This window comes from Enterococcus sp. DIV0800 (assembly GCF_050559735.1).
GTDB classification, from domain to species: Bacteria; Bacillota; Bacilli; order Lactobacillales; family Enterococcaceae; genus Enterococcus_A; species Enterococcus_A devriesei.
This window is the reverse complement of record NZ_CP187898.1, coordinates 1,176,092-1,187,967: the sequence shown is the minus strand read 5'-3', so window position 1 is coordinate 1,187,967 and position 11,876 is coordinate 1,176,092. Positions and strand designations below refer to the sequence as shown.

Genomic DNA, 11,876 nt, shown 5'->3' with positions numbered 1-11,876 from the left:
CTCAACTATTGAGATTGAAGACTGTTTTTATTTTTGCGCAGCTTTCAAACGATCTTTCCCATCCTGACATAAATCCAATAATGGACAAATCGTACATTTAGGTGCACGTGCTGTACAATGATAGCGCCCGAAAAGAATCAGCGTATGATGCGTCTTCACCCATAACTCTTTTGGAACCTTCCTCATAAGAGTCGCTTCAACCTCTGTTACTGAGGCATTCAACTTACAAATTCGCAAACGCTTCGTAACCCGTTCCACATGCGTGTCGACGGCGATCGCTGGTACACCAAAAGCATCACCTAATACGACATTCGCGGTTTTTCGCCCAACTCCCGGCAATTGGATCAATTCCTCTCTCGTCTCCGGTACTTGCCCAGAAAAATTATCCAGTAGCATTTGAGCACAGGCTTTGATATTTTTTGCCTTATTACGATACAGACCGATCGTTTTTATTTTTTCGATGATGTCTTCGATTGGTGCTTCGGCCAACGCCTCTACTGTAGGATAAGCTGCGAATAAAGCTGGCGTCGCTTTATTAACGGAGACATCCGTTGCTTGCGCACTCAAGATCACTGCTATCAATAATTGGAAGGGTGAATCAGAATGTAATTCGCCCGCCGCATCCGGAAACATATCCGACATTCGAGAAAGAGCCTCCATAGTTTTTTCTTTATTCAGCATCGGAGTCTTTCCTTTCCAACCAATTATATAAAGAAACTTTTGGCAGCTCCTCCGTTTGATTTTGCTCCTCTTTTTGCAGCAAAATTTGTTTACGACGACGTTGCTCCTCTTCCACCTGGACCTTTGAACGGATATTTTTTTTCTCCCAGCTTTGCAGAACCGTTTCGATGTATTTGAAATTATAGGCTTGATTGAGTACCGCTTCTTGTAACGCTAGCTGAATCAATTCTGGTGAATAATGATCCTCTTCTACCCAGTAACCGATTTTTTGATATTCAATTGGTGACAAAGGGCGGCCAAATTCCTGTTCGAAAGCACGCAGCATTTTCTTTTGCGCTTCTAACGTGGTTTCTTCCTCTTTCTTTACGCGTTGCTGTTCTTGGATGATTGAAATTTTTTCGAAAGCTGGAAGCAAATCATAACGATCACTTTTTCGACCTTGATCATCAAGCGCTGTTTCGAGAGTGACAAAGCCTTTTCCGACTAGATTGTTCAATGCTTCGTAGATTGTTTCAACGGTACCGCCCATATTTTGAGCGATCACAGTTATATCAGGAAAATCTTCTCCCGCCTGATGGGCGGAATAAAGCTGCAGCCACAGCATAAATTCATTGGTTGTCAAATCTAGCTTCGTATAATTTTGCAACAGCAAGTTTGAGATTGTCGTCTCACCCGCTGTTAAATAATCTTTTAATGAAATCATTCAAAATCCTCCGTTCCCATTTTAGTTTACACTAAAAATATAGGAAGTCCAATACTTAGAAAACAGTCATTCAATAGCAAAAAAACAGGAAGCACAGCTCCCTGTTTTTTCGACATTCTATACTATTCGGCTTCAGCTAAAGCGGCCTGAGCCAAGATATTCAAGTAGTTCCACGGACGGTCAAAATGTGGTTGGAAGAAGAAATCCTGTAAGGCTAAATCTTCTAAAGTCATTTCATTTTGGATCGCTACTGATAACGTATTGGCCGATTGAGTGATGTCATATTTCGATAGGAATTGTGCACCTAAAATTTTATTCGTTCCTTTCTCTGACACGATTTGCATCATAACATTTTCTGTTGTCGGCATAAACTCTGGGCGATAATTATCTTCAATCAAAGTAACATTCACATCAATGCCATTTAAAGCGGCACTTTCTTTTGTCAGGCCTGTTGAACCAATCGTCCAACCAAATAAATACAAACCAGAAGTTCCTTGAGTTCCACGATACTTCATTGTTTGCTCTACTAGATTTTTTCCGACTAGCATTCCTTGACGTACCGCATTAGTCGCTAACGGGATGTATTGGTGTTGTCCAGTTGGATTGTAATGCACCACCGTTGAATCACCTGCTGAAAAGATATCTGGGTTGCTTGATTGCATATATTCGTTGACTTTGATGGCACCACTTGGCAGCATATCAACTTTACCTTTTAGCAATTCAGTGTTTGGACGGAAGCCGACACATAGGATGACCATATCTGCTTCGAACTCTTGACTCGGTGTCACAACTTTCGTTACTTTACCAGATTCATCTGCGACAAATTCATTCACATTTTCGCCTAACGCTAACGTTACCCCGTGATCCACTAATTCTTTTTCCAAAAGGTCAGTGAAAGGTTGGTCTAAGTATTTATTCAAAATACGAGATAAACCATCAATCAAAGTCACTTGCTTGCCAGTTTCGGCGAAGGCTTCAACTAGCTCAATTCCGATGTAACCACCGCCGACTACAACGATTTTTTTAGCATCTTTCGCTTGCTCAATGATTTCGTTTGCTTGGTTATAGTTTTTACATAGTAAAACATTTTTTGATTCGATTCCTTTGATGGGTGGAATAATTGGCCAAGAACCGGTTGTTACAACTAACTTATCATAATCAACAACTGTTTCTTCGTTGGTTTTCAAATCTTTTGCAGTGACTTTCTTACCTTCTGTATCAATGTTTGTTACATCGTGTTCCATGTTCACTTTTGCACCTAGTGAAGCTAATTCCTCAGGATTTGAGTAAAACAATCCCGCTGGATCTTTCACTACGCCACCGACATATAAAGCGATTCCACAAGATAAGAAAGAAACATTGTCATTACGCTCATAAACGGTAACCTCTGCATCTGGGTGATTGGCTAAAATATTTTTAACGGCTGCGGTGCCGGCATGTGTACATCCTACTACTACTACTTTCATGGTCGTCCCTCTTTCGTTTAATCGATTTTTAGTTTGCATTCTATTGAACAAGGACAGTATAACAGAATTTATATTCTGTCTAAATTATTTTGCTCATAGATAAACATTTTTATTAATGTTAACGAAAAAATGAAAGCGAACTAGCTTAGGTATCCGAGTAAAATATTATGTCAACTATTTTTAGTTATTAGTTATACCAACTCAAAAAAGTTGAGAAGGACAGATCCCTCTCAACTTTCAAAGCCGATTATAATTTGTTAAATGTATTGACTACATTTTCGACAGTGAAACCGAATTGTTCTAAGATATAGTCTCCAGGTGCCGACGCTCCAAAATGATCGATACCGATCATTTTACCTTCTGAGCCGATATAACGTTCCCAGCCAAATGGTGATGCAGCTTCGATCACTACGCGTTTGGTTACCGCTTTTGGTAAAACAGATTCTTTATAGGCTTCATCTTGCGCTTCAAATAAATCAAAGCTTGGAAGCGAAACGACAGAAACATCTTTTCCTTGTGCTTTTAATTCTTTTTGTGCTTGAACAGCCAAGTTCACTTCAGAACCTGTAGCAATCAAAATACCGTCTGGTGTATCTGATTCCGCTTTAGAAATCACATAACCACCTTTAGACACGCCCTCTTTAGCCATGTCTTTGCTGTTTGGCAAGACAGGTAAGTTTTGGCGACTTAAAACTAAAATCGTTGGTTTGTTTTTAGCGTTTAATGCTTGAACCCAAGCAGCGGATGTTTCGTTTCCATCAGCAGGACGAATTACTTGCACGTTCGGCATGCAACGAACGCTGGCTAATTGCTCGATTGGTTCATGAGTTGGGCCATCTTCACCAACTGCAACAGAGTCATGGGTTAAAACATAGACAACTGGTAAGCCTTGGATCGCTGACATCCGCACTGCTGGACGTAGATAGTCCGTAAATACGAAGAACGTTCCGCCGTACACTCGTGTGCCACCATGTAAATGAATTCCGTTCATTGCACTTGCCATCGCAAATTCACGAACACCAAACCAAATGTTGCGGCCTTCATAAGAGCCTGGTTGGAATTCCTTTTCATCCGCGATTGTCGTATTGTTAGAGCCAGATAAATCGGCTGAACCGCCCCAAATATTTGGAACAGCTTTCGCAATTGCTTGAATAGCGTCTTTACTAGAAACACGACTAGCTTGGGCCGTGCCTTCCTCATAAACAGGTAGAGCTTCTTCCCAGTTTTCTGGTAAATCACCCGCAAAGGCCATTTTAAATTGCTTAGCTAACTCAGGATGAGCTTTTTCATAATTGGCGAACATCGCATCCCATTCAGATTCAACTTTCGCGCCCTTATCATTGATTTCTTCTTTGAAACGTTTTGCTACCTCTTCTGGCACTGTAAAGTCAGGATATTCCCAACCGTAGACTGTCTTGGCTGCTGTAATTCCATCGGTCCCGATTGGAGCTCCATGAACCGCAGACGTACCTTCTTTAGGTGAGCCATAACCAATTACTGTTTTAATTTCGATTAAGGTTGGTTTTCCTGTTTCTGCTTTAGCTTCATCAATTGCTTTAGAAATAGCTTCTAAATCATTGCCGTCCTTAACTAAGATATGTTGCCAGCCATACGCTTCATAACGAGCACCGACATTTTCTGTGAAAGCCTTAGAAGTTGGTCCATCTAGTGAAATATCATTTGAATCGTATAAGACAATCAATTTTCCAAGTTTCATGTGACCAGCCATCGAGCTTGCTTCACCAGAAACACCTTCCATTAAATCGCCATCTCCACAAAGAGCATACGTGTAGTGATCCATTACGTCAAAGCTGTCACGATTGTATGTTGCAGCCAAGTGTGCTTCAGCCATTGCTAATCCAACAGAAGTTGAAATACCTTGACCTAGAGGACCTGAAGTTGCTTCAACACCATCTGTGTGATGATATTCAGGATGCCCAGGTGTCTTGCTTCCCCATTGACGGAAATTTTTTAAATCTTCAATCGTCACTTGGTAACCTGCAAGGTGTAACAAGCTGTATAGCATTGCTGATCCATGTCCCGCAGATAAAATAAAACGGTCACGGTTTGGCCAGTTCAGTGAAGTGGCTGGATTTACGTTTAAATGTTTTGTCCATAATGCATATGCCATTGGTGCCGCGCCCATTGGTAATCCCGGATGACCTGAATTTGCTTTTTGAATAGCTTCAATACTTAGCGTTCTGATTGTGTTTACACCTAGTTGATCGATTTTGTCGAACAAGATAGTTCCTCCTTTTTGGTCTTAAATACTTTAATTACAGATCCATTGTAACCGATTTATTTTGACTTTTCAATTGCAAATCGCTAAAAGATTTTACTTTCTATTATGCAATCCTTTTTTCTTTTGAATCTCTTTTAATTTCTCTGGTGTTACGTCGTTGCCCTCAGGATCAACAACTTTCATCCCTTCAATATGATGCCGCATGCCGCTACGGAAAGAAGAAATGTATTCCTCACGCAGAACTTTTTGTTCATGTGCTTCAGCATCAGTTAAACCAACCGTTTTCTTTTTTTTCGCTAATTCATTGATACGTGCAATTGTTTCATCATTAATCATCTTCAGCACCTCTTTCCCCCTATTAATTATACATAAAAAAAACAAAGTTGGAAGCACAAACAAATGCGAACGCTTGTTTGATTTGTTTGTAAGATTATGCTACACTAAAAAAAACGAAAGAAGGTGTGGGCGTTGGCAAAAAGAACAGAAACTAAACAATTAGAAGTTTTGCGTTTCATTCACGAACGCGTTGAAAATAAAGGTTATCCACCCACTGTAAGAGAAATTGGCGAAGCGGTGAATCTCTCATCGACTTCTACTGTCCATGGACATCTATCTAGATTAGAAAAAAAAGGTTGGATCCAGCGTGACCCCACAAAACCACGGGCAATTGAACTGACACTTACAGGCTTAGAAAAAATCGGTGTAACACCACAAGTCATCCCCATGCTGGGTGTCGTTACTGCCGGCGAACCAATTTTAGCAGTTGAAGAAGCTTCAGACTTTTTCCCTATCCCGCCTGATCTATCAAGTGAGGACGGCAGCCTCTTTATGTTGACAATTCGCGGTGAAAGTATGATAAACGCCGGTATATACGATGGCGACCACGTCATTGTTCGTAAACAATCCATGGCTAATAACGGTGAGATCGTTATTGCAATGACTGACGAAAATGAAGCAACATGTAAAAGATTTTATCGCGAAGCCGATCACATTCGTCTTCAACCTGAAAACGATGAATTGGCACCATTGATTTTTGCTAATGTTTCTATTCTAGGAAAAGTTGTTGGTTTGTACCGAAACCATATTTATTAATCGGAATTCAATTTCCGATTATTTTTTTCTTTACAAAACGAACAAACATTCGTATAATAAATATGCAAACAAACGTTCGTGTGCCCGTGTGGAACTTTTAAAAAAAGGACAGCTTCCGTGGAATGGCCTGCGTGATGAGAATAAGATTCATTTTTCGATTTTTGAAAAATGAATTCATAATACGAATTAGGAGTGATTCTTGATGAAAGCAGTAAGAAGATTTGGTTTGGTTATCGCTGTGTTGTTGTTAGGTCTATTGATTGGTAAATTAGGTTCTTTAGCTACGATCGTCATTTTTGCTGGATTGTTTCTCGTATGGTTCATGTTATGGGATGAACGGAAGTATGCACAGCACTACGCCGAACATCATTATGAAGAAGAAGTCGAAGAAGAACAGTATTACAAGGAACCTTCCGAAGATTTCTATTACGTGACTTATGATCATCGTTATCATAAATCTGCCTAAACTTATTTAGCGCTAACCAGTTGTTAGTAGCTTTTTGGATAGTAGTAAAAATAAAACAGGGACTCTCTCAGATTATAAGAGGGTCCCTGTTTTATTTTTAATAGTCCATCAACGTTAAGATATCATACCCTTTGATCTTATCGCGTCCGTGTAATTCATCTAATTCGATTAAGAAGGCACAGCCAACGACGATCCCGCCTAATTGTTCTACCAATTCAATCGTTGCTTTGATCGTTCCGCCCGTTGCTAAAAGATCATCTGTGATCAGTACGCGCTGTCCGGGTTTGATCGCATCACTATGAATAGTCAATGTATCTGTTCCGTATTCTTTTTCGTATTCTACTTCAATCACTTCACGGGGTAATTTTCCCGGTTTACGAACTGGTGCAAAGCCTAAACCTAATTCAAATGCGACTGGACAGCCAACGATAAAGCCGCGTGCTTCAGGTCCTACTACCATGTCGATTTGCTTTTCTTTTGCATAATTCACGATTTGCTTGGTTGCTTCACGATAAGCCTCGCCGTCTGCCATTAATGGCGAGATGTCACGAAAGACGATGCCTTTTTTGGGATAATCTGGAATACTTGCAATATAGTCTTTTAAATCCATTTTGGTTGTTCCTCCTAGCCTTTCAGCCAATTTCTAATAGTTTGGATGTCGTTCATTAGTAAAAATTCTTCGCTGTCGATTTGAGACAAGCGCTCTTGATAAATTTTGCTTTCTTCAAAGGCACGATTCTGCGGTGAATCTACCATTTGTAAAACGCCGTCGTCTATTGTAACAAATTTTAGCTCAGAAAACACGTGAATCATGAATACTAGTAATTTTTCTGGAATTCTTAAATAATTTGAAACATTTTTTAGTTTATAGCGGATATCCACCCGGGGGTGCTTTAGAAAGAATTGATAAAGCTTGGCAAACTGTTCCCGTTTAGGCAGGCCGTTTAAATATGCTTCATCCGGACTGTAAAGAAATAAATAAATCCGTTGGAATTTCCCTAAATCAACAATTTCTTGCAGTAGTTCCTTCTGGTCGGGACAATCCAATACAATCAGTTGTTCATAGGCAGACCAATCGATCGCTTTGTCATATAACGTAATCGATCGCTGTAATTCGTTGGCAAATAGCTTTTGACTAGGTTTTTTAAACGCCAAATATAAAGCACCATCATCTTCAATTTTTTGCGTCCATGTATGTTTGGCACGGCGATCAATCACCTGCATGCCACTAGAAGCAAAATCTATTAAACGTAATTGAACTTTTTTCTGACCATTCCATTCATTAATTTCAAGATCCCCAACAAATTGCGTTTCTGGCTGTTGGATTTCTTCACTTTCCGCCCCGAAGCCAAAACCAATCGCATCTAATTGGTTGTCAGCACCTTGCAAAGAAAACTTCACGTGCTGCTGATCGCTACCGATGCGTTTGAAGAAATTGACATTTCCCTTTACTAAAAAATGTGGTGCTGGATTGTCTGTCCCAAAAGGTGCCAATTTTTTTAGTTCTTCGGTAAATTTTAGTGTGATTTCTGACAAGTCCAAGGCTTCATCAATCAACAAGGTTGAGCCTTTGCTTAAATCAATGGCTTCCTTTGTGATATATTCATTCATCATTTTTTGTAAAACTGGAATGTTTTCTGCTGGCATCGTTAAACCAACAGCGGCCGCATGACCGCCAAAATATGTGAATTCAGAGCGCATCGTGTTCAGCATGCCAAATAGGTCTAACGCTTCAATGCTACGTCCTGAACCTTTAGCCACACCATTAGAATCAATGGATAAAACAATCGTTGGTTTTCCAGTTTGCTTTAAAATATTACCCGCTACGATTCCAAGAACTCCTGGATTCCAGCCTTCCGCTGCGATCAAGTGGACCGCATCTTCAGGATTTACTAAAGTGGTAGCTTCAGCAGTCGTCTCTTGCACGATCTGCTTCCGTTCATTATTAATTTGATCTAATTTACCCGCGAGATCATGAGCGGCTTCTTCATCGAATGTCGTCATCAACTCCACGGCTGGATTGGGATCACCTAATCGACCGATGGCATTTAACCTTGGTCCTAAGCTGAAGCCGATACTTGTTTCATCCACTTTTTGCAAATCGACACTGCTGACTTTTAACAACTCCAATAAGCCTAATCGTTGTGTCTGCTTGATTGCTTGTAACCCGAGCTTAACTAAATTTCGATTTTCACCCGTCATCGAGACCAAATCGGCGACTGTGCCGATCGTCACAAGATCCAGCATTTCTAAAGGAACTTCTTCTAATAAAGCGGTGGCTAACTTAAAGGCTACGCCGGCCCCGGCTAATTCGCCAAAGGGATAATTTCCTTCCGGGTGACGAGGATGAACAATACAATAGGCATCTGGTAAGACTGGCGGCAACTCGTGATGATCAGTAACGATGACATCAACACCTTGTGAATTGGCAAAGTCGATTGCTTCATTGCCAGCTACCCCGTTATCAACCGTAATAATCAGCTGAATACCTTCGTTGATCTTTTCGGCGAAAAGCTCTGTATTCGGTCCGTATCCGTGGATAAACCGATTGGGCAAAATATAATGAACATCTGCACCGATCATCTCCAATGTCTCTAACATAATCGACGTACTAGTGATTCCATCGGCGTCATAATCGCCATAAACCAAAATCGGCTGACCTTCCATGATTGCCATTTGAATGCGGTCAACTGCTTTTTCCATATCATGCATTAAAAACGGATCATGTAATTCATCAATATTCGCTTGTAACAACTGCGAGAATTCTTTTACTGTATGTATATTTCGATTCCATAAAAGTTCTGCAAATGTTTCGCTGTAGCCTTGCTTGATTAATTCCGCTTTAAAAGCTTCATCAATTGGCGAGGCCACTTTCATTTGCCAATCGAAACTTGATTTTTTCACTGTATCACTTCCCAACCGTCTTAGTATAGCAAAAAAAAATCAGACAAGAAAGAGAAGAAGACCTTTGCAATCGATGCAAAGGTCTTCTTTTTAATCATAATAATCAATCGGATGTTGTGGATCATTTGTCTGATCCCGCATCTCTTTGTCGGCTAACGCACGATCCTTTTCTTTCAATAGACTTTCGTAATTAGCTGTTAATGTGGCAATTTCATTCTCTTTTTCTCGCTGAAGTGCTGCTTTTTCAGCTGTTAACTTTTCTTCATTATTGTTTTCATACTCTTGAATCGTTTCTTTTAACTGTTTGATTTCTTTCCGTTGTTGAAAAAGCGTTGTACCTGAAGTTAAGAAGACCACCACAGCTCCGATTAAGGCTGACCCAATAATAATCAGGACTAATGACAGATAGATCTTTTTAACAATAAAATTAACTGGTACTTGCTGACTGTTTGAAAGAGCAAAAATGACAACGAGTAAGACTAAAATAAACCCTAGAAAAACTTTCCATTGCTTTTTCATTTTGATTTCCTACTTTCTATTAAATAGTCCTCCAGCTAGAAAATCACCAATATGCGGGAATAATCCATAAAAACGGCTTGCCCCTTCCATAATAAACGGTCGATTGATTTCGCGTGTCGGTTTGCCCATTTTGTTGACGATCGTTGCAGCTACTTTTTTCGGATCTAAGACGATCCCACCTAAATTTTCTAAATAATTGCCGCTTGGGTCTGCCTTATCGAAAAATTCTGTTGCAATTGGACCGGGATTAATCGTAGTTACCCAAACATTTGCTGGTTTTAATTCCAGCCTTAAAGCATTTGAGAAACCTAGTACCGCAAATTTTGTCGCTGAATAAATGGTTGACTTCGGTGTCGCCATCTTCCCAGCCATTGAAGCCACATTAAAAATATGACCACGTTTCTTTTCTACCATTGATAGCGCGATCTTTTGAGTAAAATACATCATCCCAAGGACGTTAACATCGAACATTTTTTTCGCGTCTGCTAAATCAAACTCGGTAAAGTCTTTGAACATGCCGAAACCAGCATTATTCACTAAGACGTCCACCGTTCCAACTTCGTCTGCGATTTTTTCGATAACCGACTCAACACTCTCAGGATCAGCAATATCCAATTGAAAAGCATAGGCTGCCTTCCCACTTAACTCGCTGCAATGTTCTTTCACTTGACCAATCAAATTGATTCGTCTAGCACAAGTAACCACAATTGCGCCACGCTTAGCCGCCTCGTAACAAATTTGCTCACCTAAACCAGCGGAACCACCAGTTACTACGACTACTTTATCTGTTAAATCCATCAAGTTCCCTCCTTTATACAAATGGAATTTCCACAATATCAAAATCTTTCGCTAACTGTGAGTTGGGAAAAACAGCCTGCGCTTCTTCTTCTAACGTTTGTGCTTCTTTAGCCAAATAGCGTGCTGAAATATGAGTCAAAATCAATTTTTTGGCTCCAGCTTCTTTTGCAATCATCGCGGCTTGCTGTGTCGTTGTATGAAAATATGCCTTCGCCAGTTTCGCTTCATCTTTGTTGAAGGTACTTTCATGGACGATCACATCACTATTTTCAGCAAAGCGACTTGATTTATTTGTAAAGCGAGTATCACCAAAAATCGTCACGATCCGACCTTTTTTACTTTCACCAACAAAGTCTTGACCGTTGATCGTGCGTCCATCGGCTAAAGTGACCATTTGACCTTGTTTCAGCTTTCCAAAAATCGGTCCAGCAGGGATATTTAAAGCCGCCAGCTTCTCTACTTGAAGCGTACCATCATGATCTGCTTCAGTAACACGAAAACCGTAACTGTCGACTCCGTGGTCTAACAGCATGCACTCCACGCTAAATTGTTTATCTTTAAATATCGTTCCCTCATGAAGTTCAATGAATTGTAGGGGATAAGACAAATGTGTCTTTGTTACTTGTAACGAAGTTCGAACATAATTTTCCAAACCAGCGGGGCCATAAATCTCAATGGGTTCCTCACCGCCTTGAAATGAACGACTACTTAATAAGCCTGGCAGCCCAAAAATATGGTCACCATGTAAATGAGAAATAAAGATTTTTTCGATCTTGCGGGGTCTGATATTGGTTCGCAGAATTTGCATCTGCGTTCCTTCACCACAATCAAATAACCAGATTTTATTTCGTTCATCTAATAATTTTAAGGCTAAACTACTAACGTTTCTATGCTTTGCTGGGACGCCAGCACCCGTTCCTAAGAATTCTAATTCCATAATTATCCTGACTTTCTTTCAAATTAGTTTTATTTTAGAAGAAAGTCTGACTCAGTGCAATCGAAATA

At 40.2% G+C, this 11,876-nt stretch carries 12 protein-coding genes; 2 read left to right on the top strand and 10 right to left on the bottom strand.

Annotated features, from left to right (window positions below; all coding sequences use genetic code 11):
* Positions 1–27: 27 nt before the first annotated feature.
* The 5 genes from nth to IGI54_RS05790 all read right to left on the bottom strand — a co-directional run bounded on the left by nth (position 28) and on the right by IGI54_RS05790 (position 5,428).
* Positions 28–681 carry an endonuclease III gene (gene nth / locus IGI54_RS05810; protein WP_071861329.1) on the bottom strand — a complete coding sequence of 218 codons (654 nt, stop codon included), beginning with the start codon at positions 679–681 and terminating at the stop codon, positions 28–30.
* Positions 671–1,384 carry a DnaD domain protein gene (locus tag IGI54_RS05805; protein ID WP_430621430.1) on the bottom strand — a complete coding sequence of 238 codons (714 nt, stop codon included), beginning with the start codon at positions 1,382–1,384 and terminating at the stop codon, positions 671–673. The genes nth and IGI54_RS05805 overlap by 11 nt, the downstream gene beginning before the upstream one ends.
* Before the next feature lie 122 nt (positions 1,385–1,506).
* Positions 1,507–2,850: an FAD-dependent oxidoreductase gene (locus IGI54_RS05800; protein ID WP_430621429.1), complete on the bottom strand. Its 1,344-nt coding sequence runs from the start codon at positions 2,848–2,850 to the stop codon at positions 1,507–1,509.
* 247 nt (positions 2,851–3,097) lie between these two features.
* Complete coding sequence (gene tkt / locus IGI54_RS05795) at positions 3,098–5,092, bottom strand: transketolase (protein WP_430621428.1); 1,995 nt, start codon at positions 5,090–5,092, stop codon at positions 3,098–3,100.
* Positions 5,093–5,185: 93 nt separating this feature from the next.
* Positions 5,186–5,428 carry a DUF896 family protein gene (locus IGI54_RS05790; protein ID WP_010744792.1) on the bottom strand — a complete coding sequence of 81 codons (243 nt, stop codon included), beginning with the start codon at positions 5,426–5,428 and terminating at the stop codon, positions 5,186–5,188.
* Positions 5,429–5,560: 132 nt separating this feature from the next.
* On the opposite strand from IGI54_RS05790, the gene lexA reads away from it, so the two are divergent.
* Entirely contained in the window at positions 5,561–6,184 is a 624-nt protein-coding gene (gene lexA, locus IGI54_RS05785) for a transcriptional repressor LexA (RefSeq protein ID WP_216429283.1), read from the top strand.
* 202 nt (positions 6,185–6,386) lie between these two features.
* The gene (locus IGI54_RS05780; protein WP_216429285.1) at positions 6,387–6,650 is read left to right on the top strand and encodes a hypothetical protein; all 264 of its coding nucleotides are present in this window, start codon (positions 6,387–6,389) and stop codon (positions 6,648–6,650) included.
* Between the two features lie 97 nt (positions 6,651–6,747).
* Here the strand turns inward: IGI54_RS05780 and IGI54_RS05775 are convergent, their stop codons facing one another.
* From IGI54_RS05775 to rnz, 5 genes are all read right to left on the bottom strand, one after another.
* Positions 6,748–7,260: an adenine phosphoribosyltransferase gene (locus IGI54_RS05775; protein WP_071861323.1), complete on the bottom strand. Its 513-nt coding sequence runs from the start codon at positions 7,258–7,260 to the stop codon at positions 6,748–6,750.
* 14 nt (positions 7,261–7,274) lie between these two features.
* A complete protein-coding gene (gene recJ / locus IGI54_RS05770; protein ID WP_430621427.1) occupies positions 7,275–9,554 on the bottom strand; it encodes a single-stranded-DNA-specific exonuclease RecJ in 2,280 nt (759 codons plus the stop codon).
* A gap of 90 nt (positions 9,555–9,644) precedes the next feature.
* Positions 9,645–10,073 carry a LapA family protein gene (locus IGI54_RS05765; RefSeq protein ID WP_216429291.1) on the bottom strand — a complete coding sequence of 143 codons (429 nt, stop codon included), beginning with the start codon at positions 10,071–10,073 and terminating at the stop codon, positions 9,645–9,647.
* 9 nt (positions 10,074–10,082) lie between these two features.
* Positions 10,083–10,871: an SDR family NAD(P)-dependent oxidoreductase gene (locus IGI54_RS05760; protein WP_071861320.1), complete on the bottom strand. Its 789-nt coding sequence runs from the start codon at positions 10,869–10,871 to the stop codon at positions 10,083–10,085.
* A gap of 13 nt (positions 10,872–10,884) precedes the next feature.
* On the bottom strand, positions 10,885–11,808 hold the full coding sequence (rnz, locus tag IGI54_RS05755) for a ribonuclease Z (protein ID WP_216429293.1): 924 nt from the start codon (positions 11,806–11,808) through the stop codon (positions 10,885–10,887).
* Positions 11,809–11,876: the final 68 nt, after the last annotated feature.